25 protein-coding genes are annotated in these 25,079 nt (G+C 40.0%); 3 read left to right on the forward strand and 22 right to left on the reverse strand.

Features of this window, described 5'->3' with window-relative positions; all coding sequences use genetic code 11:
- Positions 1-6 precede the first annotated feature (6 nt).
- The 16 genes from fliR to I6F45_RS09920 form a co-directional block, all read right to left on the reverse strand.
- Positions 7-786, reverse strand: coding sequence for a flagellar biosynthetic protein FliR (fliR, locus tag I6F45_RS09845; RefSeq protein WP_165728698.1), 780 nt, complete (start codon positions 784-786; stop codon positions 7-9).
- Between the two features lie 2 nt (positions 787-788).
- Entirely contained in the window at positions 789-1,058 is a 270-nt protein-coding gene (fliQ, locus tag I6F45_RS09850; RefSeq protein ID WP_002959325.1) for a flagellar biosynthesis protein FliQ, read from the reverse strand.
- A 40-nt stretch (positions 1,059-1,098) separates the two neighbouring features.
- Positions 1,099-1,839, reverse strand: a complete 741-nt coding sequence (gene fliP, locus I6F45_RS09855; RefSeq protein ID WP_165725378.1) for a flagellar type III secretion system pore protein FliP — start codon at positions 1,837-1,839, stop codon at positions 1,099-1,101.
- Between the two features lie 4 nt (positions 1,840-1,843).
- The gene (fliO, locus tag I6F45_RS09860) at positions 1,844-2,227 is read right to left on the reverse strand and encodes a flagellar biosynthetic protein FliO (RefSeq protein WP_007377952.1); all 384 of its coding nucleotides are present in this window, start codon (positions 2,225-2,227) and stop codon (positions 1,844-1,846) included.
- Positions 2,224-2,622 carry a flagellar motor switch protein FliN gene (fliN, locus tag I6F45_RS09865; protein ID WP_007585803.1) on the reverse strand — a complete coding sequence of 133 codons (399 nt, stop codon included), beginning with the start codon at positions 2,620-2,622 and terminating at the stop codon, positions 2,224-2,226. Before fliN ends, fliO begins: the two co-directional genes overlap by 4 nt.
- Before the next feature lie 20 nt (positions 2,623-2,642).
- The gene (gene fliM / locus I6F45_RS09870; RefSeq protein ID WP_007585802.1) at positions 2,643-3,734 is read right to left on the reverse strand and encodes a flagellar motor switch protein FliM; all 1,092 of its coding nucleotides are present in this window, start codon (positions 3,732-3,734) and stop codon (positions 2,643-2,645) included.
- Positions 3,735-3,743: 9 nt separating this feature from the next.
- The gene (gene fliL, locus I6F45_RS09875; RefSeq protein ID WP_007585800.1) at positions 3,744-4,274 is read right to left on the reverse strand and encodes a flagellar basal body-associated protein FliL; all 531 of its coding nucleotides are present in this window, start codon (positions 4,272-4,274) and stop codon (positions 3,744-3,746) included.
- A gap of 57 nt (positions 4,275-4,331) precedes the next feature.
- Positions 4,332-6,419, reverse strand: a complete 2,088-nt coding sequence (locus tag I6F45_RS09880; RefSeq protein WP_197160369.1) for a flagellar hook-length control protein FliK — start codon at positions 6,417-6,419, stop codon at positions 4,332-4,334.
- Positions 6,420-6,508: 89 nt separating this feature from the next.
- Complete coding sequence (gene fliJ / locus I6F45_RS09885; protein WP_002959337.1) at positions 6,509-6,955, reverse strand: flagellar export protein FliJ; 447 nt, start codon at positions 6,953-6,955, stop codon at positions 6,509-6,511.
- Positions 6,955-8,289 carry a flagellar protein export ATPase FliI gene (gene fliI / locus I6F45_RS09890; RefSeq protein WP_002959338.1) on the reverse strand — a complete coding sequence of 445 codons (1,335 nt, stop codon included), beginning with the start codon at positions 8,287-8,289 and terminating at the stop codon, positions 6,955-6,957. The genes fliJ and fliI overlap by 1 nt, the downstream gene beginning before the upstream one ends.
- Positions 8,290-8,307: 18 nt before the next feature.
- Complete coding sequence (gene fliH / locus I6F45_RS09895; RefSeq protein WP_024589950.1) at positions 8,308-9,114, reverse strand: flagellar assembly protein FliH; 807 nt, start codon at positions 9,112-9,114, stop codon at positions 8,308-8,310.
- A gap of 3 nt (positions 9,115-9,117) precedes the next feature.
- A complete protein-coding gene (gene fliG / locus I6F45_RS09900; protein ID WP_007581881.1) occupies positions 9,118-10,158 on the reverse strand; it encodes a flagellar motor switch protein FliG in 1,041 nt (346 codons plus the stop codon).
- The gene (gene fliF / locus I6F45_RS09905; protein ID WP_007581880.1) at positions 10,151-11,866 is read right to left on the reverse strand and encodes a flagellar basal-body MS-ring/collar protein FliF; all 1,716 of its coding nucleotides are present in this window, start codon (positions 11,864-11,866) and stop codon (positions 10,151-10,153) included. Before fliF ends, fliG begins: the two co-directional genes overlap by 8 nt.
- A gap of 20 nt (positions 11,867-11,886) precedes the next feature.
- Entirely contained in the window at positions 11,887-12,219 is a 333-nt protein-coding gene (fliE, locus tag I6F45_RS09910; protein ID WP_007581879.1) for a flagellar hook-basal body complex protein FliE, read from the reverse strand.
- Between the two features lie 156 nt (positions 12,220-12,375).
- Positions 12,376-13,842, reverse strand: a complete 1,467-nt coding sequence (locus I6F45_RS09915; RefSeq protein WP_197160371.1) for a sigma-54-dependent transcriptional regulator — start codon at positions 13,840-13,842, stop codon at positions 12,376-12,378.
- On the reverse strand, positions 13,839-14,951 hold the full coding sequence (locus tag I6F45_RS09920) for a sensor histidine kinase (protein ID WP_007581877.1): 1,113 nt from the start codon (positions 14,949-14,951) through the stop codon (positions 13,839-13,841). Before I6F45_RS09920 ends, I6F45_RS09915 begins: the two co-directional genes overlap by 4 nt.
- Before the next feature lie 132 nt (positions 14,952-15,083).
- Between I6F45_RS09920 and I6F45_RS09925 the strand changes: the two genes are divergently transcribed.
- On the forward strand, positions 15,084-15,680 hold the full coding sequence (locus I6F45_RS09925) for a DNA-3-methyladenine glycosylase I (protein WP_165740417.1): 597 nt from the start codon (positions 15,084-15,086) through the stop codon (positions 15,678-15,680).
- 285 nt (positions 15,681-15,965) lie between these two features.
- On the opposite strand, the gene I6F45_RS09930 is transcribed toward I6F45_RS09925, so the two are convergent.
- A complete protein-coding gene (locus I6F45_RS09930; RefSeq protein ID WP_165728693.1) occupies positions 15,966-17,402 on the reverse strand; it encodes a sigma-54 dependent transcriptional regulator in 1,437 nt (478 codons plus the stop codon).
- A gap of 444 nt (positions 17,403-17,846) precedes the next feature.
- Here I6F45_RS09930 and fliS point away from each other — a divergent pair, with 444 nt between their 5' ends.
- Both fliS and I6F45_RS09940 read left to right on the forward strand, forming a co-directional pair.
- On the forward strand, positions 17,847-18,248 hold the full coding sequence (gene fliS, locus I6F45_RS09935) for a flagellar export chaperone FliS (RefSeq protein WP_101162758.1): 402 nt from the start codon (positions 17,847-17,849) through the stop codon (positions 18,246-18,248).
- Between the two features lie 8 nt (positions 18,249-18,256).
- Positions 18,257-18,556 carry a hypothetical protein gene (locus I6F45_RS09940; protein WP_165742327.1) on the forward strand — a complete coding sequence of 100 codons (300 nt, stop codon included), beginning with the start codon at positions 18,257-18,259 and terminating at the stop codon, positions 18,554-18,556.
- A gap of 145 nt (positions 18,557-18,701) precedes the next feature.
- On the opposite strand, the gene fliD is transcribed toward I6F45_RS09940, so the two are convergent.
- The 5 genes from fliD to I6F45_RS09965 form a co-directional block, all read right to left on the reverse strand.
- On the reverse strand, positions 18,702-20,132 hold the full coding sequence (gene fliD, locus I6F45_RS09945; RefSeq protein WP_165741903.1) for a flagellar filament capping protein FliD: 1,431 nt from the start codon (positions 20,130-20,132) through the stop codon (positions 18,702-18,704).
- A 60-nt stretch (positions 20,133-20,192) separates the two neighbouring features.
- Positions 20,193-20,612 carry a flagellar protein FlaG gene (locus I6F45_RS09950; RefSeq protein WP_165741901.1) on the reverse strand — a complete coding sequence of 140 codons (420 nt, stop codon included), beginning with the start codon at positions 20,610-20,612 and terminating at the stop codon, positions 20,193-20,195.
- Between the two features lie 150 nt (positions 20,613-20,762).
- On the reverse strand, positions 20,763-21,836 hold the full coding sequence (locus I6F45_RS21525; RefSeq protein WP_197160373.1) for a flagellin: 1,074 nt from the start codon (positions 21,834-21,836) through the stop codon (positions 20,763-20,765).
- On the reverse strand, positions 21,833-23,122 hold the full coding sequence (locus I6F45_RS21530) for a flagellin N-terminal helical domain-containing protein (protein WP_197160375.1): 1,290 nt from the start codon (positions 23,120-23,122) through the stop codon (positions 21,833-21,835). The genes I6F45_RS21525 and I6F45_RS21530 overlap by 4 nt, the downstream gene beginning before the upstream one ends.
- Positions 23,123-23,375: 253 nt before the next feature.
- A complete protein-coding gene (locus tag I6F45_RS09965) occupies positions 23,376-24,863 on the reverse strand; it encodes a flagellin (protein ID WP_165740352.1) in 1,488 nt (495 codons plus the stop codon).
- Between the last annotated feature and the right edge of the window lie 216 nt (positions 24,864-25,079).

The raw sequence follows: 25,079 nt of genomic DNA on the forward strand, positions 1-25,079 counted from the left end.
TTTCCCCTAAGGTGAGCAACCAACTAAAGTACACATTAGCTCAACCATTTTTAACCATTGAAACTCAAACTGAGTAACAAAGTTACCTAGTGTCGCCCAAATAATAATAAGTCCCGCTACCAAGGTAAACGGAAAACCAATAGAGAAAATATTTAATTGCGGTGCTGCACGCGTCATAATACCAAACGACATATTAATAACGAGCATCGCGGTAAGCGGTGCAAGTGAAAGTACAAGTGCTGTAGTAAACATCCAGCCGCCCCAGGTCACTATGTCCCAGTAATGATCTACAGACCACCATGTGCCATCAATGGGTAGCACTTGAAAACTATGCACCACCATTTGAATCATCATTAAATGACCGTTAAAAGCAAAAAATAATAGGGTGGCCAAAATAAGGAAAAACTGGCCCACAGCAGGCACACTCGCGCCATTAGAAGGGTCAATAACCGAAGCAAAACCTAAACCGGTTTGCATCGCGAGTATTTGCCCTGCTAACACAAAAGTATTTAATAAAAGTATAGATGCAAAACCAATAGCAACACCAATCATCATTTGTTGAATAACGACTAAAATCATCTCAAACGAAAATAAATTAGTGAATGTAGCTGGGGGCAGAACAGGAACTACAACAAAAGTTACAACAACCGATAAACCCATTTTTATACGTGTAGGAACATTTTTAGCCCCCAAACCAGCCATAATCATAATCATTGAGCTAATGCGTACCAGCGGCAACAAAAAATCGCTCAACCATTGAATAACGACAGCAAAGGGGTATTCCACGTTTAACCTGCAATTTCAGGAATAAGTAATACTAGGCGAGTAAAAAAGTCCATTAGCTCTTGAGTAAGCCAATGCCCACCCACAATAAGCGCACTAATGGTAATTAATAAACGAGGTAAAAAGCTCAATGTTTGTTCATTGATAGACGTTGCGGCCTGAAACACAGCCACAACTAAACCAATAATTAAGCCTGGGACTACAATTGCAGACACAAGCTTAATAACTAAAAAAAGAGCGTCACTTAGGATATCAACAAAAATTTCCGGTTCCATGTTGTACTCCTATTGTTGGGTCATGTTAATGCTTTGCATACTAAGTCCCTAAACCAAAGCTTTTGGCTAAGGTACCCATCACTAAGCTCCAGCCGTCTACAAGTACAAATAACATAATTTTAAACGGTAAGGACACAATCATGGGTGAAAGCATCATCATACCCATCGCCATTAATACTGAGGCGACCACTAAATCAACAATTAAAAATGGGATAAAAAACATAAACCCTATTATAAATGCGGTTTGCAATTCACTGGTTACAAAGGCGGGTATAAGCACTATTAACGGTGTATCTTGTGGCGAATCTAGCTGATCGTAACCTGCAATTTTAGCAAACGTTTCTAAGTCTTTGAGACGCACTTGAGAAAGCATAAAGGCTTTCATTGGCTCTTTAGCCAGCTCTAAAGCTTGTACTGAAGTAACCTGCTCATTTAAGTAAGGTTCTATAGCTCGCTCGTTTACCTGCTGATAAATAGGCGACATTATAAAAATACTTAGAAAAAGCGACATCCCTAATAACACTTGGTTCGACGGTGTTTGCTGCAAACCAATCGCTTGGCGCAAAATGGCGAGTACAACAATTATTCGTGTAAAGGAGGTCATCATAATTATGGCAGCCGGTATAAAACTCAGCGCCGTCATAATTGCTAAAACTTGTAACGTTACTGAGTAATCTTGTGTGCCATCAGCGTTTGTTGTAATAGTAAGCGCATCAATTCCTTCTGCGCTTACATTTGGTACAAACACCATGGCAAAAATAATAAGCAGCCACTTTGTCATAGGTTTAATTCTTTTTATTTTGGTTTGATTGCGGGTTTAAAAGTTTACCAAATCGTTTAGCGAGTTCAGGTAGTTCTTTTTCACTTAATGGAGTTTCTAACTTGTGTAAGTAATTAATACTGTGGGGAGTTACACCAAGTAAATGCTGAGCATTATCTATCTCAACAACCATTAAACGCTCGCGAGAACCCAAAGGTAGACTTCTGACTACTTTAAATTCATCGCTGTTTGCTAAATTTGGATTAAGCTTTTTAACAAAAAATGCCAGCACAATAATTAGTACTAGCACCATTACAAGCGACAGCACCATAGAGAGTATATCTCCAGTAGGTGTTGCCACATCTGCTTTTGAAAAAACGGAACTCGTTAAAGCAACTAATAAGCTCATCGTAGTTTTTTGATCCGCTCTACTTGGCTTATCACGTCAGTTAAGCGAATACCAAACTTGTCGTTTACTACAACTACTTCACCATGGGCTATCAAAGTACCATTAACTAGCACGTCTAGCGGCTCGCCCGCAACACGGTCAAGCTCAACAACAGAGCCTTGGTTAAGTTGCAATAAGTTACGAATATTAATTTTAGAGCGTCCTACTTCCATTGAAATAGTAACGGGGATATCTAAAATAGTGTCGAGTTTTCGTTTTTCATCGCCACTCATTTCGTGTTTTGAATCACTTAACTCATCAAGCTCTGCAACATGTGCTTCGCTACTATCATCTGGAGCTTCGGCTTCTGCTAATGCTGCTGCCCATTCATCCATTGTGTCTTGATCATCGCTCATACTTTTAACCTTTTAATCAATTACCAGTCTAAGTCTACACCGTCAGAGAGGTGTAAATCATCTTCTAGTTCTGCTAATTCTGCATCTGAGTCAATTTTCTTGCCGCCTTTGGTAAATACATGCAGCTCAGATTTAACTGAATCAGGTCGTTTAATTTTTTCACTAATTTGAAGCGCAACATTATCGCGAGAGCGACCCATTTTGGCTCTAAATGTAGGGAGTTCTTCAACAAATACGGTTATATGCTCAGGCATTTCAACCGGAATAATATCACCGGCTTTGAGTTCCATAATTTGTTTTAAGGTTAAATCAACTTCAAGCAACTGAGTTGATATTTCAACCTCTACATCCATTATTTCATCGCGAAGCGCTTTGCTCCAACGCAAATCAGTATCTTCAGTATCAGACTGAACACCCGCATCTAACAGCTCTCGAATTGGCTCAAGCATTGAATACGGAAGTGCTATATGAAAATCGCCACCGCCACCATCGAGCTCAATATGGAAAGAACTAATAACCACAACCTCAGTTGGGCTTACAATATTAGCCATAGCTGGGTTTACTTCAGAATCGAGATATTCAAACGATACATCCATAACCGGTGCCCAAGCTTCTTTATAATCTTCAAAGATTATTTTAAGGAGCATTTGTACAATTCGGCGCTCTGTTGGGGTAAATTCTCGGCCTTCTATTTTTGCATGATAACGCCCGTCACCACCAAAAAAGTTATCTACCAAAATAAACACAAGTCGTGCTTCCATGGTAATCAGGCCAGTGCCTTTTAAAGGTCTAAAACGCACCATATTTAAGCTGGTTGGAACAAATAAAGTATGAATATACTCGCCAAACTTAATCATTTGCACGCCGTTAATAGACACCTCTGCGGTGCGGCGCATCATGTTAAATAGGCTAATTCGCATATGACGAGCAAAGCGTTCATTAACAATTTCCAGCGTCGGCATACGACCACGCACGATCCGATCTTGCGAAGAAAAATCGTACTGAAGCGTACTTCCCCCGCCATCTTCACCTTCGTGTATATCTTCCTCTTCAACGTCATCAACGCCATGTAATAGCGCATCAATTTCGTCTTGGGATAATAAATCGCTCACGCTAACCCCTTATTGCATCACAAAGCCGGTAAACAATACCCGCTCAATTACTTTGCTGCCTTCAACATCCATTAAGGCTTTTTGTACCTTTTCAAGTGCAGAAAAACGAAGTGTTTCTTTACCAGAGCTCGTACTTAACTCATCAGCAGTTGTAGTAGAAAACACGCTTAGTAGCGTCCCTTCTATTAGTGGAATGTGTTTTTTGGCTGTTTCTTCATTTACTTCGCCACGTACTAGTAACTGTACTTTAATTTGCACAATTCTGTCGCGACTTGAACCGGGAACGTTAAATACAAATGGGCGTGGCATTGACACATATAAAGCACTGCCTATTTCAGCTGAATCACCAACTGCAGCAGAAGGAGCATCTGCTGACATCGCAGTCTCTTCATCTAAGGTTTCAACTGGCGCATCCGAACCCGACATAAAAAAGTAACCTGCAGCACCGCCTACAATAAGTAGTACAGCTACTATGATTATTATTAGTTTCTTTTTGCTTTTACCGGTTTCTTCAATTTCTAAACTTGTTTCTTCAGCCATCATGATTCCTTTAATCGCAAAGGTACTTGCTTGTTTTAGTTATTATAATAGCAGCACTTAGGCATAGTAATCTATTGATGATGAAGTTTGTTGTCGAGAACTTTGTGCAGTGTTATTTGCTTGCTCATCGTTTTCATCATTAACTGACTTATTATTAGCCAAATCACCTTGGGTTCCACTCTCACTTTGCTCAGCAGTTTCACCACCTGATTGCCCATAAGAAATAGTGCTTTCACCAAGCTCTAACCCTTGTTGCGCTAACATTTCACGTAAGCGCGGCATTGATTGTTCAAGTGCTTCTTTGGCTTGCTGGTTTTGTACTACAAAGTTTATATGTGCTTGTTCTGCATCGCTACGAATACGTATTTGCATACTGCCCATTTCGGGAGGATCTAGGCGAATTTCTGCTTCTTTGTTATTAATGCTCAGCATTGAGCTAACGCGCTCTTGCAGTAATTTAGCTGCATCACTTTTAACAATATTAATTGCCTGCATTACACCAGGATCAATACTTACTTGCTTAACTTGCGATGTACTTTGTAATTGTTGAGTTTGTATTATTTGGGTATCAAGTAAGCTCTGCTCGTAACTTAATGAGTCGTATTGGCTTAATGTGCTCGTTTGCTGAGTATTTAAAGCAGCTGTAATTTGCGTAAATACTTGTGCCACGCGTACAGGAGTTTGTTCTGCAGTTATTTTTTTAAGGCCATCTTTTTGTAATTCTTCAAGTGATTTTAATAAATCATCACCCTTAGTTGAGGTTGTTACGGCTTTATTTAAATCAGCCCCTTCGTTTGTCGATGTCTTTAAGCTTAACTTTTGTGGATTATATACTGTATTAGGAGTCTCTGACGCTACAAACGTTTTTGAGTCGGTCTTAGCGGTATCGGCAAGTCCTATTTCAATTGAAGCTTTTAATTCATTAACTGTTTGCTTAAGCACTGCCAATTGCTCGCCTTTAGGCTGCTCTGTTTTAATATAAGCGTTTAATTGCGTTAATAAGCTTTGTTTTTCAGTTGTATTAAGTGAATTGATTTCTGCACTAAAAGAGTGTTTAGCTACGCTACCCTGTGCTTCTTCATTATCAGTAATAAATTGCGCAAGCATTTGCTTAAGATTTGAAGTGCTACTAGTTGCGTTACTGGTTGAATCAGTATTTTCTAATACCTTAATTTGCGCGTTAAGTTGTGAGCGCTGCTCAGGCGTTAAACTAGCAATAACATCATTAGCTTTAATTAAGCTCTCATCTTTAGTCATTAACGTATCTATTGCTGCATTATTATCAGCTTCAGTTGCGGCTGAAGAAGACTGAGTAACGCCCGCTTTGTCGGTGAGTGTTGGCAAAACTATATTATTTTCATCAGCAGACTTATTTTGTCCTAGCTGCTCTCTAGAACTCATTGAGGTTGAGACAACTTCAGGTTTTTCTAATATAGGGCCAATGCTGTCATCGGGCTTTTTATTTATAGAATTTAATGGCCCTTCAATAGCTTCAGCAACACCACTTTTACGATGCTTGCCTTCATTTAATGGTAACGAATTCAAAGATGGTGAGCTAAAGTTATCACTTTTTGAATCAGTTAATTTAGCCGTTTTAGAGTCTACATTAGTGGCAATTGGATTTTGCACTACACTGGCTGTATTCGCTTCTTTAGCCGATACTTCATCACTTGTATTAGTGGATGCAATTACTTGTGTGCTTTGTAATTGTGTATTCTCTATTTCTGTATTCTCTATTTTGGTATTCTCTGCTTGTGTAGCTTCTAGCTCTGCATTTTCTGATTCTAAACTGTTAGTTGCATCGAACGGCTTATTGACCGAAGTGCTCATTGCTTGTGCTGAATTAATTTGATCAAGCATCTCAACAGACACAAAAGTAACTTCATCTGTTGTTACTTCATCTAGCTTTACGCTCAGATTTTCATTTTCTTCTGGCTGTTTATGCTTAGGTATGGCAATAGAGTTTTCGGCATTGGGATTTTTATTGCCTTTTAGCAAAGGCTCCATAGAGTTATGCGCTTCGTTTAGTTGGCTTAAAAACTCCTCGCCTAAATTTTCTTCGCTATTAGCTAAGCTATTGTCTTTAAAAGCTAACAAAGAGTCTTTTTCAGAAGAAGCTAAAAACGAAATGTTATTCATCGCCATAAATCACCTAATACCATTACGGCAATATGCCACCGCATACTGCCAAAAGTTAAATTCCACTAAGTAACAAAGCAATTAACGTGCCTGAATTACAAAGCTTTACGACGTTGAAAAAACTGATTAGCAGAAAATTCATCTAACATTTTTTGCTCATTTTTTGCCATTAACGCATTTGCTTTGAGTTTTTGATTTTCGATTAATTTGGCGACTGCTTTAGCTTTAATTTGCTGCTTAAGCCACAGCGTTTTACGTTGAGTAACTACTTGTTTAGCGGTATTTACAGTACTTGCTTGTTGACGAATTGCTTCTTCAATTTTAGCTATAAAGGCATGGTACTGCCCAAACCCGGCGCTGGATAAACCCGACTTACCTTTTAGGTGTAACTGCTGAGAGTATTCAAGTCTAAAATTGTTTAAACCTTGTAGTTTTTGTTGATTTGCTTGCAAGTTTTGATTGGCTTGTAAGTAACTCATGCGCAAATTTTCTTCTTTATCATTTTCAATTTTGAGCAATAAATCTAGTTTGTTTTTAGCCATTATGCTTGTCCTAGTAACTGAGCAAGACCTTGCAGGCCATCATCGTAACTAATGACATCTCGCATACCTTGTTGTAAAAATGCATTTACTCTTGGCATCATATTTATAGCTTGGTCGAGCATTTGATCGGTCCCTTTTTGATAGGCACCTAAAGTAATCATATCTTTGTTTTGTTGATACATTGAATAAACTTGCTTAAGCACTCGGGCTTGTTGCATATGCGGCTCAGAAACAACTTGAGGCATAACACGCGAAATCGACTTTTCTATATCTATAGCGGGATAGTGCCCACTGTCAGCTAAATCACGCGAAAGTACAATGTGGCCATCTAATATAGCTCGCGCTGCATCAGCAATAGGGTCTTGCATATCATCGCCTTCACTTAACACCGTAAAAAAAGCCGTTATTGAGCCTTGCCCTTCACCACCATTACCAGCACGCTCCACCAGCGCAGGCAATTTAGCAAACACCGAAGGCGGATAACCTTTTGTAGCGGGCGGCTCGCCTACAGCAAGTGCAATTTCACGTTGCGCCATTGCGTAACGCGTTACCGAATCGAGTAACAATAATACGTTTAAACCCTGATCTCTAAAATACTCTGCAATAGTTACGGCGCTCTCACAGCCTTTTAAACGCATAAGCGGTGATGAATCAGCAGGCGCTGCGACAACAACTGAACGTTTGCGCCCTTCTACACCAAGTATTTCTTCAATAAATTCTTTTACTTCGCGGCCACGCTCCCCCACTAAGCCAACAACAATGACATCGGCTTCGCTACCTCGGGTCATCATACCCAGTAGTACTGATTTACCCACACCAGAGCCTGCAAACAAGCCCATACGCTGGCCTTGCCCTACTGTGATAACTGAGTTAATAGCACGCACACCTACATCCATAGGCTTAGTGATTGGTCTTCTTGATAGCGGGTTTATAGTGTTTTGCGCAAACTTTAAATGATGCTCAGCATTAATTTTACCAAGGCCATCTAGCGGTCGACCTAAGCCATCTACCACGCGTCCCAATAAGCTCATCCCTACAGGCAAACCTAAGTTATTAACTTGGGGAATAACACGTGCACCAGGAAGTACACCAGAAATGTGGTCGTTAGGCATTAAGTACAAAGTTTGATCGTTAAAACCGACTATTTCGGCGTCTACAAAGCCGTTCATGGTTTCTATTTTACATTGGCTACCAACGGGTGCACGTAAACCTCTAGCCTCAAGCGTAAGGCCAACAACACGCGTTAAAATACCGGCCACAGCAGGCGCTGGGGTTTTAATATGTTGTTGATACTGAGATAAGCGTTCGCTTAAAGGTGCACGTTGAGTTGACATAACACGCCAATAAAGTAGTTAGATACCACTATTATGCAAAAAACTATCCAACGTTTCTTTGACACGTGTTTTAAGAGTCATATCGAGTGACGATTGCGCTGTTTTAACTTCACAGCCACCGCGCTCAAGAGTGGGCTCTGCCATTAATTGCCAGTTATTATCAATAATGGTTTGTTCGCCGTAGCTCTCTTTTATGAGTTCTAAATCTTCGGGATTTAAATGTATTCGTACTTTTTCTTGTTCCGCATTAAGTGAATCAATACTTTGCTTTAACGTATGTAAAATCACATCTGGCGATGTTTTTACTTCTTGATAAATAACAGCTTCCGCTAACATGCTAGCAAGTTGTACTAATTGCTTTTCAGCTTGTTCGTCCACTTTATCTAGCGGTGCAGTTAACCCTTCTAAAATAGCTTTTAAACTTGTTAACTGCTCTTCAATTAATGGTTTTACGTCTTCAAGGCCTTGTGTTTTACCTTGCTCTAAGCCTTCTTTGTAGCCAGCTTCTTTACCTTCACCAACGCCTTTTTCAAAACCGTCTATATAGCCTTGCTCATGACCTTGTTTAAGGCCTTCTTCGTACGCGTCTTGTCTAATGCGTTCAAGCTCAACCATCGTAAGGGCAGGAAGTTCTGGTTCTTGCGGCTCATCAATAGGCATTTCTTCGGCTAATTCTTTTTTGTACAACTCACTAAGCGGTGTGCCGTAAGCCGTAGAGCGATTGCCAAAGCTGCTCTCATCTGGTGCTACATCTGGAATAGCCCAGTTTTTTAATAATTCATCTGCTTCATCAGCCCGAAGTGTGCGTCCTTTGAGTTTGCTCATAGTTTACAGGAACTCCTCGCCACCGCCGCCGCCCAGCTGAATTTCACCTGAGTCAGATAAACGACGCGCTGTTGATAAAATCTCTTTTTGCGCCGCTTCTACTTCGCTTATACGTACCGGTGCCATAGCCTCTAAATCATCAGCAAGCATTTCGGCTGCACGCTTAGACATATTGCCCAGTATTTTGTCTTTAAGCGCATCGTCGGTGCCCTTAATTGCTTTCATTAATACGTCTTGTTGTACTTCTCGTAGGATTGCTTGAATACCACGGTCTTCAACATCCATTAAGTTTTCAAACACAAACATTAAGTCTTGAATTTGCTGCGACATCTCTTCGTCATGTTCACGAATAGAGTCCATTAACTGCCCTTCTACATTAGTATCTAGGTAGTTCATAATATCTGCAGCAGCTTTTAAGCCACCCATTTTAGCGGCTTGTGCACCTGCTTGGCCGGCAAATTGTTTTTCCATGATTTCGTTTAGCTCTTGCAGTGCTGCTGGCTGAACTTCTTCAAGGTTTGCAATACGCATGGTTAAATCTAAGCGCACTTTTTCAGGGAACTGAGCAATAATCTCAGCTGACTGCTCTGGCTCTAAGTACGATAATACAATGGTTTGAATTTGTGGATGCTCATTACGAATAATGTTTGCTACCTGCTTAGAGTCCATCCATTTTAATGAATCCAAGCCTTTAGCGCCTGAGCCCATAACAATTTGGTCAATAAGGCTAGCGGCTTTGTCTTCACCAAGTGCTGCAGTAAGCGCTTTTTTAATAAAATCTTCTGACTGAAAACCAATGGTACTAAAGCTTTGAATTTGTTCTATAAACAAGTTGTGTACAGCGCTAATCTTAGCTTGTGATAAGTCCTGTAACCCAGCCATAGCCATACCCACTTTTTGTACCTGTTTAGGCTCTAAGTGTTTAAGGATTTGCGCGGCATCTTCTTCTGATAAACTCAAAAGTAATATAGCGGCTTTATCTACCCCATCTAGCTTATCAACATCAAAGGCTGGCGGGAGTTGTTTTTGTTCTTGATCAGTCATCTTCTGTTAACCACGCTTTGACTACTTGTGATGATAGTTCTGGTTCGTTAGCTACAAGGGCACGAATTGCTTTAAGTAAATCTTCGTCGCCATGTAAATCCGGTAACTGCAGTGTACCATCACTTGAGAAACCAACCGAAGCAGAATCAAAGTCTTTATTTAGCATATCAAGTGTATTGTCGCCAATATCTACGCCTGAACTTAATGCATCTTCGTCGTATTCTTCTAGTGTATCGTCTGGGTAAATTAAGCGTTTAAGCATTGGTTTTACTACTGCCATTATCAATACAATGATAACTAAGGCGCCTAATACAAGGCGGGCTATTTTCATAAACCAGTCTTGTTCCCACAGTGGCACTTCTATTGCTAAATTTGTTTCTTCACGTACAAACGGCACTGTCACTACTTCAAGTGCATCACCACGTTGCATATCAAAACCTACACCACCTTGTAGTAAGCGACGGATATTTGACAATGCCTCTACCGAGCGTGGAGTCATGGTTGTTTCACCGTTTTCTCCCACTTTAGCAATGTAGTCAACAGCAACTGATACGCTTATTCTACGTATTACACCACTTTGCTGGCGCTTATGAGAAATTGTAGTGTCGAGTTCATAATTACGCGTTGCTTCTTTGTGGCTGCGTGTTGGTGATGTAGCTGTGCCTGCACCACCTTGCCCCGCAACCTCAGGAATGTTCGAGTTTAACGGTGGCTGATTTGTAAGCGCACCTGGAATACCAACAGCTAGGCCGCCAATGTTATTTTCTTCAAATGTGGTTTCGCTTCTAACCGCTGGTAGGTCTGGGTTATAACGCTTTTGAGTTTCCTCAATCGAGCTAAAGTCCATACTCAAATCAACTTGAGCTGTATAGTTTGCAAGCCCAACAACCGGTATTAAAATACTGTCTATTTTTTCAAGGTACTCTTGTTCGCGCTTACGTTCTAAATCGTATTCTTTACGAGAGCGTGCTGCTAATGAGCTTTGCGAACCTGAATTTAGTAATCGACCATTTTGATCGGTAACAGTAACTCGCATAGGCTCTAAACCCTGTACTGCCGAAGCAATCATATCAACAACAGAGTCTACTTCTTCACGGTCAAGTGAGCGTCCACGTTTGAGTGTTAATACAACTGTAGCGGATGGTTTTTTCTCTCTGCGGGCAAATACGTTTTCTTTAGGAATGGCTAACAATACTTTAGCGCGAGTAATATTATTAAGCTCTTCAATGGTCCGTGCTAATTGCTGTTCACGGCCATGTTTTAGGCGTTCGCGCTCTAAGCGTTGGCTTACACCAAAGCCCATATCTTGCATAATTATATCAGAGCCAGATGCTGGCCCTTGCTCTAACCCTTCGCGGGTCATTAACAATTTAATATTTTGGTATTCGCTTTCATCAACCGACACAACGTTGCCATCTAGTTGATATTCAATTTGTTGCGCATCTAAAAAGTCGAGCGTTTGAATAAGCTCTTCAGTTTGCATTTTGCCTAACGGGCGCATATCTGGCTGACGAGCCCAAATAATAATAAAAATCGCGATAGCTAAACAAATAGCCAATGCTATAACCAATGTTACTTGGCGCAATACATCAACACCATTTAAAGCACTTAAGTAGCCTGACTTTTGTTCTTGTTGATCATCACCACCACTTTGGTCAATACCGCCACCAGCAAGTGCTAGGTCTGTAGATTGGTTAGATTGCGCCACAATAATTCTCCACTACCTAATTAAACAGGCATGTTCATGATTTCTTTATAAGCTTCAACAAGTTTATTACGAACCTGTACTGTAGCCTCAAAAGCAACTGACGATTTTTGAGAAGCAATCATCGCCTCAGCAAGCGATACACTTCGATCACCCATCTCAACTGCTGTTACTTTTTGAGCGGCATCTTGTTGTAATCCGTGCACTGAATTTAGTGCATCACTTAGCATGTCGCCAAACTGGGAAGTAGAAGTAGGTTGAACTTGAGTCGGCAATTTATTTATTTGATTATTACGGCCGGCTTCTAAAGCCATTGATTGCATTTCTTGAAATACAGCACTGTTTTGAATTTTCATAATTTATCTCTGACACGCAGTGAACTCTTATAAGTAATAAAGCACAAAGCATGCCAAATAATTAATCATTAAAATACAATAGGTTAACTTTAATTTGTGTTAGTCAGAGTTTTGACAACCCTAAGCTTGCACTGCAAACTTAGGGTTTATAGGAGGTTATGCAGGAAGTGAAATACCTAAATCGCGCATTTGCGCTAGTTTATAACGTAAAGTTCGTGGGCTTATGCCCAACGTTTCGGCAACGTCTTTACGCTTGCCTTGGCAACGCGCAAGAGTTTCTAAAATAATGCGATGCTCTTTGTCTTTAAGCTCATCTTTATAGCTACCGGTATCTGCCGCTAGTAAACCTTGCTTAGGCTCATCCTCGGCATGCAATTTTTCATCATAATATGCAGAGCTTAGCGTGCTTTTATCAACGCCTTTATCTGCGTGAGCTAATTCTGTTGGCGATACTGTTTGCGCTGGTGCCAATGATGGCTCCATAACAAAGTTATTAGATACTAAGTTTTCGATAAAAATAGCATGCTCGTTTATTGTATCGCCACTTCGCAATATAAGTGCACGCTGTATAACGTTATCAAGTTCGCGCACATTGCCAGGCCACGCATGAGCCAATAACTTTTGCTCAGCAGCTTTATCTAAATATGCCATGGGCTCTTTGCTTTTACTTATATGGCGCTCAATTAAATGCTTAGCCAATACAATAATATCGCCAGGGCGTTGGCACAATGGTCGCCACATTAGTGGAAAAACATTAAGCCTGTAATATAAATCTTCTCTAAACTGATTTTCAGACACGGCTTCTTTTAAATCACGATTACTGGTTGCCAAAATACGTACATCGAGCTGGATTGTTTTACGACCCCCTAAACGCTCTACTTCACGTTCTTGCAGTACGCGTAACAGCTTTGCTTGTAGCCCTAAGTCCATCTCAGTAATTTCATCAAGTAAAATAGTCCCGCCCTGTGCTTGCTCAAACTTACCCGGACATGCTTGAATCGCCCCCGTAAAAGCCCCTTTTTCATAACCAAATAAAGTGGCTTCGAGCATATTTTCAGGAATAGCCGCGCAGTTAATCGCCACAAATGGCTCATTACATCGGCTCGACTTATCATGAATATAACGAGCGAGTACTTCCTTACCTGAACCACTTGGGCCAAGTACCATTACACTTGCATCAGAGCGTGCTACTTTACTTGCAAGCTCCAATAATTGAATACTAGTTGGGTCGGCAACAATGGGGCCGTCGGTTTCTTTTGCTTTTTCAGGCAAATAACGACTCACCATATTTAACAGCACTTCAGGTGCAAATGGTTTAGCCATGTAGTCAATTGCACCTAGGCGCATGGCCTCTACCGCATCGTCAATTGTGGCGTACGCCGTCATCATCAATACAGGTAAATCAGGGTGGTTTAATTTAATACTGCGTAGTAAATCAAGGCCACTCATTGCGCCCATTTGCACGTCGCTTACAACAAGCGAAAATTGATCTTTTTTAAGCAGTAACATTGCTTGCTCAGCACTGCTCGCTGCAACACATTCAATACCCGATATTTCAAGGGTATCTATTAAGGCTTCACGAAGCCCAGCGTCATCTTCGACAACTAAAATAGTGTTACTCATAATGATCCCTCTAATTTAGATGTTGCCTTAATAGGCAGTAACAAGCTAAAGCAGGCACCACCCTGCGTATTATTGGTCACATCAACACGGCCTTGGTGCGCACTAGCTACCGAACTTACTACCGCAAGCCCTAAACCTGTGCCCTGACTTTTTGTAGTAAAAAATGGTTCAAAAATTTTATCGCTTTGGCTTAAATCAACACCTGGGCCATTGTCGCTCACACTAATACGAACCATATCTAAATCTTTTAAATCTCTTTGTGCACTTATTTTTACTTTTGCGCCGCCGCCAATAACTTGAATACTATTGTGCACAAGATTTTGAATAGCACTGGCCAATGCCGTTTTATTACCGACTATTTGTATATCTGGCTCTGGTAAGCTTACATCCAGCTCACTTTCATTAAGTGCGACCATCGCATCAGCGCCCGCTTTAACTTCTGTTAAAAGCTGCTGCATTGAAACTTGCTCAACAACTTGCTGATCGCCACTTTTAGCAAATAACAGCATGTCGTTTACTTGAGTTTCTAAATCTTTTAAACGCGACATTAACTTTGTTTGAAAGTTATCGCGAGATGCTTCGGGTAAGCGCTTAGACCCTAAATTAGCAGCGTACAGCATAGCGGCTGAGAGCGGCGTACGGACTTGATGCGCCAGTGACGCAACCATTTTACCCAGCGCGCTTAATCGCTGCATATGTGCAACACGTTTTTGTAAACGGCGAGTTTCGGTTAAATCCGTCATTAAAATAAGTTGCCCAGGCTCTGGTGCTAAAGCAGTAATATCAAGTTTTATTAGGCGCCCGTCTTTTAAAGACACTTCGTGACCATCATCTTGATGTGGCCTAAAAGAGCGCTGAATAACATTAAACCAGCGTTCGCCTTCAAGTGGCTCGCCAAGCATATCAATCGCTATTTGATTCGCTTTTGCAATCAACCCTTTGCCATCAAGTACAACCACGCCTGCTGGCATGGTATCAACCAAATGCGAAAGCCAACTTGCTTGCTTGCGCAGATCGCTTAATTCACCAATGTACTCCTCTTGAAGTAAACATGGGTTATACTGATTTGCAGAAAAAAACTGTGGTTTTAGCACGCTAGCAAGGGCCATAATCAAATCTCGAATTGATGTAGATACATGTCTAAATGCACGATTTATACCAAAATTTATTTACATACTTATCATTAAGTTACATCAATAATTTGAGCGACATAAAAATGACGCACGCAAAAAGGAATAATAATGAGTGAGCAAATAAAGTGCCGTTGCCCGTGGCTCGACACCACTAAACCCGACTACGTTATTTACCATGATGAAGAATGGGGCGTCCCCCTTTATGATGATACAAAGCTGTTTGAATTTATCACTCTTGAATCCGCGCAAGCCGGCTTAAGCTGGTACACAATTTTAAAAAAGCGCAGCGGTTACAAAAAAGCATTTGCTAATTTTGATGTAAAAAAAGTAGCCCAATTCACACAGGATGACATTGAGAGACTAATGCTTAATGAGGGTATTGTGCGCAATCGCTTAAAAATTGCGGCAACTGTTAACAACGCTAAACGCTTTATAGAAATACAAAAAGAATTTGGAAGTTTTAGTAACTACCAATGGCAGTTTGTGGGTAATAAACCGATTATAAGTAATTTAAATAACGTTGAGGACTACCCAGCAATTACAGAGGCATCAACTGCATTTGCGAAAGATTTAAAAAAACGGGGTTTTAAGTTTTTAGGACCAACCACGGTTTATGCCCATATGCAGGCCTGCGGTATGGTTAACGATCACAGTAATGATTGTTTTAGAAAAGAAGAAATTATTGAGGCTTTTAGTAGTAAGTGATTAAAAGCCATAAAAGTAATTTGTTCACAAAGAGGTTAAGAGACGCTGCGCTATAGAGAAGTAACGCGTAAGTTGGCTATGGTTTCTCATTTATCCTCGTTTTTCACGCGAGCAGTCTAGCGTCTACAACAAAAGTAAAAACCGTGTAGGTGCGAATTTACTTCGCGCTCTTGCTAATATTTTTTAAGTAAAGTGCGGTATAAAACCGCACCTACAAAACGAGGGGTTATTTATCTACTGTGTTTGGCCAATTTATAACTAAACACTGACAGCTGCTTTTAAACCTTAATCTCTTGAAAGATTATACTTTTTCATTTTCTCAACGAGTGTGGTTCTGCGAACACCCAATATCTCTGCAGCGCGAGCCACAACGTAATCATAGCGCTCTAACGCTTGGGTTATTAAGCTTATTTCGAGCTCGGCTAAATAATCTTTAAGTTCAATGCCATCATCAGGCAACAGCCCACTACCCGTTTGGCTAAACTCAGCATCTGGCTCAGTTTCGTAATCGCTAAAACCGGTGCTAAATATATCGTTAAAGGCGTCTTTTTCCATTAACTCTTCAGGGTATTCAGGCTCGTAGGCTTCAACTTCAATGTAACGATATTTATTAGGTAAATCGGGAATATCAACCACTTTCTCAGGAAACATAATAACCATTCGTTCCACTAAGTTAGCAAGCTCACGAATATTACCAGGCCAAGCATGTTCTTTTAAGCTCTCAACTGCGCGCTCGGTAAACTTAGCGGTAGAACCTGTTTGGTCGTTAACTCGGCGCATTAACTCCTTTAAAAGCAGCGGTATATCATCAGCACGTTCACTCAGCGATGGGTTTTCGATAGGAAATACATTTAAGCGGTAATATAAATCTTCCCTAAAACTGCCCTCTTCAATCATTGTTTCAAGATTACGATGCGTGGCCGCAATAACGCGTACATCAGCCTGAATGGCCTTTGTACCACCAACACGCTCGTAGCTGCGTTCTTGCAATACTCGCAGCAACTTAACTTGCATTTGCAGTGGCATATCGCCTATTTCATCTAAAAATAGCGTTCCACCTTGAGCTAGTTCAAACCGCCCTTTACGAGCCGATATAGCACCAGTGAACGCGCCTTTTTCGTGGCCAAATAGTTCACTTTCGAGCAGCTCAGCCGGTATAGCACCACAGTTAACTGGTACAAACGGTCCATTAATACGCTTTGAAAGCAAGTGTACATTACGGGCAACCACTTCTTTGCCTGTGCCTGATTCGCCTAAAATTAAAACATTAGCGTCGGTTTTTGCCACTTGTTCAATTAAAAAGCGAACATCTTTTACGGCCTCTGTTTCACCAACAAGTCCATCAAAAATTTTATGTGGTTTAGTATGCTTATGCTCGTTTGGCAGCATACGCTGATACTGCTGGCAATCGTGAAGTAACTGAGTTGTCACTTCGTGATTAAATGGCTCGCAAATAAGCCCCACCACATTAGCTATACTTAATAGTGGTTTTAGCGTTTCGCCAATTAATAAAAACGGTAATGTTGGATAGCGTTTAATTAAGCTTTCGTGGTCAAGTGATTGCAACGCTCCTAAAATAATCATGCATTCTTGCTGCTGATATTTTTTGCATTCTTGTTCAAAGCAGTCTTCGCTTAATAGTTCAGCAGCTTCACCAATAAAGCCAAGTGAAGCATTTAATCCTATTGCGCGGTTGTTATTATTATCTAAAATCAAGATCATATTTAGCGAGCCGTACTTTCACTAATTTGTATAATTAGTTAAATTGTAAGCCAGTTCAGCATGGATGCAAGTGATAGCGGCAGTTTTTTGACATAAACGCCAAAAAACAGACGGGTTAGTTAAGTCAATCATACTTAATAGTTAATCATTAAGTATGGGTTATAGTTTTAACTTAGTTATTACTTAGCCATTACCTAGCTATTACTTAACTGTAACTTAGCCCTAAAAATTAATTTACTCGGCAATAAAAATGCTATTGTTAGTAAATAAACTCAATTATAAATTTAAGTTGAAGTTACAAATGCCGATATATAGATAAGTGAAAATGCTTGGCATTAATATTGCTTTGTTTTTATAAAAGTATAAAAGCTTTATTAGATTTTTATATAAGTTTTTATATTAGCTTTCACATAATTTTATCGTTTTAAATTTTAGGATTTTCCCATGGCTCATGTCTCAGTAAAAAAATACAGTCAAGTTCGTGCTAGCAGCATTGCCGAAATGGCACCTTACGAACAAATAAACCTTATATTCAGTAATATTATTGGTCGTTTAGCTGCAACAAAGGGCTTTATTGAGCGCAAAGAAATAGCAAAAAAAGGTGAAAATATTTCAGCATGTATTTTGTTATTTGGTGCACTGCAAGATGCACTTAATTTAGAAGTAGAACAAGACCCTAGTATTTCTAACAATTTATTGGCACTTTACGATTACTGCCAACGTCGCTTAACGCAAGCTAACCTACATAACGATATTGAAGCAATTACTGAAGTATCAAGTATAGTTAAAGAAATTAAAGAAGGTTGGGATAATATCCCACTAGATCAACGCAACCCTGCGGTTTAATTTTAATTATGGATTCGCAAACACCAATAAGCCATGCTGAGCAGATACAAGCATTACTTAGTAACATTGAAGTGTTGGTAAATGATAATAATGCAGACGAAGCTCAGCCTCTTTTAGACACTTTAAATACTAAACTAAAGCAATGGTGCGAAAGCAGCGGCGGCCCAAGTGCAGAGCAATTAGAATTAATTCAGCTTCGTATCAACACTATTTTAGTAACAGCGAATGGTGCAAAAAACGAATCTTCTAAAGCTATTATTAAACATAAAAAGTCAGGAAAGGCGATAAAAGCTTATAAAGCCATCTAGTGAATAGGTTTAATAAACTACCTTTATTCAAACTAAATACATGGCTATATCTTACTATTTGAATCAAAGAGCAATACACAAAAAAAAACCGCTAAGTTTAAACTTAGCGGTTTTTTATTAAATCTATAATATTCTTACTCAGCTATTAATTTGATTGCCTAACTACGCCTGGCATGTTCTCTAATTGAGCTTGGACATAGCTGCTGGTGTTATTAAGGCTCGCCACCAATAAATCCATCGCATTATATTGAGAATATAAACGAGCTGATAACGACTCCATTTTACTTGTTAAACTTTCTCTTTGATCATCTAAATCATCTAACTGATTTGTTTTACTATCAATTCTGTTTTGGATAATACCGTCAGAATCTGTATAAAAACTAACTAAATCATCAAACGACTGTGCAAAGCCATCATCATTACTACCAACAAAAAATTGCTGTACTAAACTAACATCGGATTTAATTTGATCATTCAATGTGTCACTATCCAAGCTAAGCACACCATACCGGTCAGTTGTTACTCCTAATTGTGAAAGTGATAACGAACTCCCTCCTACATTTACTGAATCTGTTATTGTATCTCGCAGTTTAGACATTACACCACGTAATAATGAGTCCCCAGCCATTACGCCAACGCCATCTTCACCTGACGCACCTAAGGTGTTACTAAGCTCTAACAACTCGTTGTAACTACTGATAAAACTATTTAAACCTGTTTTAATATTATTATTGTTCTCAGTAACTGATATGTCGCTTATGTCGTCATCGATGTCATGCAGTTTCTTAACATTAATGTCAACACCATCAATAACATTGCTAAACTCATTAGTATTACTTGATACAGTCAACGCACCATCAATTGTTATCTGTGCATTTTGTGCAGCGTTTACTTCAGTTAGATTAGTAGTATGGTTAGCTGGATCTGCATCTGATACGTCATAAGCTAATCGAGATAATCCGCCAGTATCAGTATTATTACCGTCATCGTCTTGTACGGAAATTGTAATTGCGTTGTCTTCACCGGTTTCTTTACTTGTAAGTACTAAATGCTGACCTGTATCACTCGTGACTATAGTGGCCACAACTGAATCATTACTATCATTGCCAGTAAAAGGGCCGTTATTAATTTGGTCTCGTAAATCTTCTAACGTGTTTGTAGCCGATAAAACCGTAGAAAAACTATTTGTGCCAGAGCCTATCGTGATTACACCCGCACCTATAGCCTCGTCTGCAGCAAACGCAGGGGAAGATAACTTATGAGCTTGTGCTAATGCGTCTACTTTTACGTTATAGCTTCCAGGCTGCGCGTTTTCATCTGCGCTAATAGAGATAAAGTCATCAGTACCTGATGTACTACGCTGCTGGTATTTATCACTATCCCCCAAAGCTTCCATTGAGGTTTGCACTTTTTCGAGCGCTGACTTAAGTGCGCCAACAGCTGAAATATCTGTTGTTAAATTAGCTTCTTTAGTATTTAAACGAGCTTCAGCAGGTGCTTGTTCAGCATTAACTAATGCATCAACAATATCTGATACGGCTAAACCTGAGCCTAAGCCATTAAACGAAATAGACATACTTCACCTCTTAAATACTCAAAAATAAACTAACTTATTATTAGTGATTGGAACTACTCACTAAACCGTTTGATCAATCAAAATACCTGCCGATTCAGATAATTTAGACACTAAACTTAACACTTCCTCAGAAGGATATTGTTTAATGACTTCACCACTGTTTTTATCAAGAACTTTAATTACATCGCGGCCTGAATCTTCATCAACTTTAAATTGTAAACTTCGGTTCATTTCGCCCATAAAGTCCTGCAATTGTTGCGCCATCTCTTCTAACTGTTCACGCTCTAAAGGCTGCTTTTCCGTAGGGTTTATATCGTATTGGTTTTTCTGTAATTGCTGTTGATTTTGTTTATCCACTTGATTTACATCATCAACAGCTCGTTCGGTTAAAGAGTGAACAACCTGTCCTACCTGCTTGTCATTTCCAGCGGTTAGATTAGATAACGTTGTAACCTCTGCATTTGAAGTAATTGTATTCATAACAGATTCCTATGTGTATTTAATTAAACCAACAATAGCTTAATTTTAGCCCTTGAACCATAAAAGGAGGTAGCTAAAGCCACCTCCTTTTATTGTAAAACTAATACTGACTTTATGTACTAGCTAACCATTAAGCTAACGCTTGACTTATTAACCTAATAAGCTAAGTGCTGTTTGTGGCAACTGATTTGCTTGCGACAAGATTGATGTACCTGCTTGTTGCAATATCTGGTTCTTCGTCATCTCAGCGGTTTCTGTTGCGAAGTCAGTATCTTGAATTCGACTACGTGATGCAGACACGTTCTCAGAAATATTCGCTAAGTTACTTATTGTATGGTCAAAACGGTTTTGAACCGCACCTAAGCTCGCTCGTTGTGAGTCGATGTTTGCAATCGCGTTATCGATAATTGCTAACGCATCTTGTGAGCCTTTCTGGCTTGTAATATCAACGTCAGCAACATCATTTAGCTTACTTGTTACATCAGTTACACCAGCGGCTAAAGACGCATCGCTTGCTTTAGCACTAAATGTTTCTGAGGAATTCAACTGAACAGCACCTGATACTCTAGTTGCACCAGCGGCTGTATTTAATGTTACGGCTGCACCAGCAGCCCCATTATAACCTTCTGGAGTAACATCAAGTTCAACTGATGGCGTACCAGCGCTGTCGGTTAAACCCGCAAATGTAATATCTGCACCGTTGTTGTTTGATACAGAAAGAGCACCATTTTCAATTGTTGCTGTAACACCATGCTCATCAGTTGCACTGTTAATAGCCTCAGCTAGTGCTTGCTCATCACCAGCTTTAGTGCCAGTACCAACAAATGATAGCTTTTCGCCATTAAGTTCAAAACTTACAGATTCATCTGCAGTAGCTAGCGCAGAAAGAGATAAGCCAGCTTCAGTTCTTGCTTGAGCTGTAACGCCTGTAGAACTCGTTACACTGTTAATCGCAGCAGCGGCATCTTCAGCACTCGCACCAGCAGCAATAGTAACTTGAGCATCATTACGTCCAGATATATCATATGTACCACCAGCAACAGCACTATTAGCTAAAGTTGCTGTGGCAGCTGCAGCTTGTCCAAAACCATCTGCTGCTGCTGATTGTAAATTAACTTGGTTAGACCCAATTTTTTCTGCCGCTACACTAGACAATGATACGTTAATTGTTTCGTTTGCATTTGAACCAATTTGGAATGATTTTGAACCGAAGCTGCCGTTCAATAATTGCTGACCNACGCATCTTGTGAGCCTTTCTGGCTTGTAATATCAACATCAGCAACATCATTTAGCTTACTTGTTGTTTCTGTAACTACACTAGCTAGTGAATCATCAGACGCTTTCACACTGAATGTTTCTGGAGAGTTTAATTGAATACCGCCCGAAATTCGCGTTGAATCAGTCGCAGTACCTGCTACTCCACTTGTTAGTACAACAGGAACAGCTGTACCCGTTGCGCCATCATCTTCAACACCTGCATAAGACAGAGCTGTCACTGATAATGTACTCGCTACAGCAGCACCAGCGGCATCTGCTGTTGCATAGCCTTCTAACGTTATATCTGCACCCGTATTATTAGATACTGATAATATACCGTTTTCAATACTCGCTGTTACGCCATGTTCATCAGTTGCACCATTAATAGCTTCAGCCATTGCTTGCTGGTCGCCATCTGCATTACCTGTAGCTACGTATGAAACCTTCTCGTCGTTAAGCTCAAAACTAACCGTCTCGCCAGAAACTGTTGCAGCACCACCAACAACTACCGTGGCCTCTGTTCTAGCTTGCGCACTAACACCTGTAGAGCTCGTTACACTGTTAATTGCAGCAGCTGTATCTTCTGCGCTAGCGCCTGCAGCAATAGTAACTTTAGCGTCATTACGTCCAGAAATATCATACGTACCGCCTGCATTTGTACTTGCCGCAGCGGTAGAAGCAGCAGCTGCTGTAGCAGTACCAAAACCTTCGTTAGCAGTACCACCTTGTAAATCCACTTGGTTAGACCCAATTTTTTCTGCCGCTACACTAGACAATGATACGTTAATTGTTTCGTTTGCATTTGAACCAATTTGGAATGATTTTGAACCGAAGCTGCCGTTCAATAATTGCTGACCACCAAACGAAGTCGTATCTGAAATACGTGTTAGCTCTGTTGATAAAGCTGATACTTCTTTTTGTAGCGCTTCACGGTCTTCTGATGAGTTTGAGCCATTCGCTGATTGTAGAGCTAATTCACGCATACGTTGTAAAATACTTGTAGACTCACTCATTGCGCCTTCAGCTGTTTGCGCCATTGAAATACCATCGTTTGCATTTCTTTGAGCTACGCCTAAACCATTTACTTGTGATGTTAAACGATTTGAAATTTGTAGGCCTGCCGCATCATCTTTTGCGCTGTTAATACGCATACCCGATGATAAACGCTCCATTGATGTCGCTAAATCAGAACCTGATTGAGATAGGTTACGTTGTGCGTTTAATGAAGATACATTTGTGTTTACTGAAATCATAAGAAAACTCCTGATTACTTTCGTAAAAGTACTGTTTTGATTTAACCAAGAGCCGTAACAAATTTATGTACAAGCCCCTTACTGATTAACTTAACGGCAGGAAGTAAAATACCTTTAGTTTTTATTTAATAAATTGTACAAAAGTAAGTTAAACGCATAATTCAAAATGGTTTAATAAAAAATCAAATAATAAAAAACAAAAAAAGCGCAATAAATTGCGCTTTTCTAATACAAAAAAATGCTGTTAGTTTAATTAACCGCCTAGTAAACTAATCGCGGCTTGTGGCACTTGGTTTGCTTGCGATAAGATTGACGTGCCCGCCTGTTGCAAGATTTGATTTTTAGTCATATGCGCAGTCTCTACTGCGAAGTCGGTATCTTGAATACGGCTGCGTGATGCAGATACATTTTCAGCAATATTAGCAAGGTTACTAATTGTATGACTAAAGCGGTTTTGTACCGCACCTAAACCTGCACGTTGAGAGTCAATATTAGCTATTGCGTTATCAATTACTGATAATGCATCCTGCGACCCTTTTTGGCTGGTAATATCAATATCCGCTGCATTTTCTAAAGCACTTGTTACTTTAGTATTAACAGCATCAACAAAAGTAGTACCTGTTGTGCTAAAGGTATCTGATGAATTTAATTGGATAGCTCCAGCTATTCTGCCTGAGTCAGTTCCGCCTGTTGCAATAGTAACTGTATCACCATCTGTGCCATCATAGCCTTGGGGGATAATACCTAAGGTAGAACCCGTGCCGCCAGTAAAACCAACAATTTCAATATCTGCACCACTATTATCTGAAACAGACAGCACACCATTATCAATAGTTGCTGTAACACCATGCTCATCTGTTCTACTGTTAATAGCTTCAGCCATTGCTTGTTCGTCACCTGTTGCAGTTCCTGTTGCTACAAATGACACTTTTTCGCCGTTCAACTCAAAACTGACAGACTCACCTGCTGTCGTTTGTGTGCCCGTAATATCTAAACGCGCTTCTGTTCTGGCTTGTGCTGAAACACCTGTAGCACCTGTTACCTGATTTATTAAATCAGCAGCCTCTTCAGCACTAGCGCCAGCTGGAATAGCTACAGTAGAGTCTTCTCTTCCAGAGATTGCTAAATTACCATATGCTATTGTACTTGCAGCAAGCGTACCGGTGCCCGTTTCATTTACTTGACCAAAACCATCGACAGTAGTTGCAGATTGCAGGTTAGTTTGATTTGCACCGATTTTTTCTGCTGCCACACTTGAAAGTGATACATTTATTGTTTCGTTAGCGTTAGCGCCAACCTGAAATGTTTTGCTACCGTAGCTGCCATCTAATAATTGTTGTCCACCAAATGAGGTGGTATCGGCTATACGTGTCAATTCAACCTGTAAAGCTGATACTTCTTTTTGCAGCGCTTCACGATCTTCTGGTGAATTAGATCCGTTTGCTGATTGAAGTGCAAGTTCACGCATTCTTTGTAAAATACTTGTTGATTCACTCATTGCACCTTCAGCTGTTTGCGCCATTGAAATACCATCATTAGCATTTCGTTGAGCAACTGCTAGGCCATTTATTTGCGATGTTAATCTGTTTGAAATTTGTAGACCTGCGGCATCATCTTTTGCGCTATTGATACGCATACCTGATGATAAACGCTCCATCGAAGTTGCTAAGCCTTCACCTGATTTAGTTAAGTTACGTTGTGCGTTTAGTGACGACACATTAGTATTTACTGTTAATGCCATTTTACCATCTCCTAGGTTTAAACAGAGTGTGGTTCAACACGATTTAACAGGAACCACTGTTCGATAATTTCTTATAATAAGAAAAGCATTTACTGTGCCAACTTTAATTTATTTCTAACTCATTGTTTTTAATGGCAAATATACAGCTTGTTAAATTGTAAATAAAGAGTGAAGTTGTTTCGGTGGGAGTGACATTTTTTTGCCGCAATTTTGTAG

Source organism: Pseudoalteromonas sp. SWYJZ19, assembly GCF_015864375.1.
GTDB lineage: Bacteria > Pseudomonadota > Gammaproteobacteria > Enterobacterales > Alteromonadaceae > Pseudoalteromonas > Pseudoalteromonas arctica.

Excerpts from the sequence above, each read along its gene's own strand:
- fliQ (WP_002959325.1), bottom strand. The coding sequence starts at position 1,058 with ATGGAACCGGAAATTTTTGTTGATATCCTAAGTGACGCTCTTTTTTTA.
- fliP (WP_165725378.1), bottom strand. The coding sequence starts at position 1,839 with ATGACAAAGTGGCTGCTTATTATTTTTGCCATGGTGTTTGTACCAAAT.
- fliO (WP_007377952.1), bottom strand. The coding sequence starts at position 2,227 with ATGAGCTTATTAGTTGCTTTAACGAGTTCCGTTTTTTCAAAAGCAGAT.
- fliN (WP_007585803.1), bottom strand. The coding sequence starts at position 2,622 with ATGAGCGATGATCAAGACACAATGGATGAATGGGCAGCAGCATTAGCA.
- fliL (WP_007585800.1), bottom strand. The coding sequence starts at position 4,274 with ATGGCTGAAGAAACAAGTTTAGAAATTGAAGAAACCGGTAAAAGCAAA.
- I6F45_RS09880 (WP_197160369.1), bottom strand. The coding sequence starts at position 6,419 with ATGGCGATGAATAACATTTCGTTTTTAGCTTCTTCTGAAAAAGACTCT.
- fliJ (WP_002959337.1), bottom strand. The coding sequence starts at position 6,955 with ATGGCTAAAAACAAACTAGATTTATTGCTCAAAATTGAAAATGATAAA.
- fliI (WP_002959338.1), bottom strand. The coding sequence starts at position 8,289 with ATGTCAACTCAACGTGCACCTTTAAGCGAACGCTTATCTCAGTATCAA.
- fliH (WP_024589950.1), bottom strand. The coding sequence starts at position 9,114 with ATGAGCAAACTCAAAGGACGCACACTTCGGGCTGATGAAGCAGATGAA.
- fliG (WP_007581881.1), bottom strand. The coding sequence starts at position 10,158 with ATGACTGATCAAGAACAAAAACAACTCCCGCCAGCCTTTGATGTTGAT.
- fliE (WP_007581879.1), bottom strand. The coding sequence starts at position 12,219 with ATGAAAATTCAAAACAGTGCTGTATTTCAAGAAATGCAATCAATGGCT.
- I6F45_RS09915 (WP_197160371.1), bottom strand. The coding sequence starts at position 13,842 with ATGAGTAACACTATTTTAGTTGTCGAAGATGACGCTGGGCTTCGTGAA.
- I6F45_RS09920 (WP_007581877.1), bottom strand. The coding sequence starts at position 14,951 with ATGGCCCTTGCTAGCGTGCTAAAACCACAGTTTTTTTCTGCAAATCAG.
- I6F45_RS09925 (WP_165740417.1), top strand. The coding sequence starts at position 15,084 with ATGAGTGAGCAAATAAAGTGCCGTTGCCCGTGGCTCGACACCACTAAA.
- I6F45_RS09930 (WP_165728693.1), bottom strand. The coding sequence starts at position 17,402 with ATGATCTTGATTTTAGATAATAATAACAACCGCGCAATAGGATTAAAT.
- fliS (WP_101162758.1), top strand. The coding sequence starts at position 17,847 with ATGGCTCATGTCTCAGTAAAAAAATACAGTCAAGTTCGTGCTAGCAGC.
- I6F45_RS09940 (WP_165742327.1), top strand. The coding sequence starts at position 18,257 with ATGGATTCGCAAACACCAATAAGCCATGCTGAGCAGATACAAGCATTA.
- fliD (WP_165741903.1), bottom strand. The coding sequence starts at position 20,132 with ATGTCTATTTCGTTTAATGGCTTAGGCTCAGGTTTAGCCGTATCAGAT.
- I6F45_RS09950 (WP_165741901.1), bottom strand. The coding sequence starts at position 20,612 with ATGAATACAATTACTTCAAATGCAGAGGTTACAACGTTATCTAATCTA.
- I6F45_RS09965 (WP_165740352.1), bottom strand. The coding sequence starts at position 24,863 with ATGGCATTAACAGTAAATACTAATGTGTCGTCACTAAACGCACAACGT.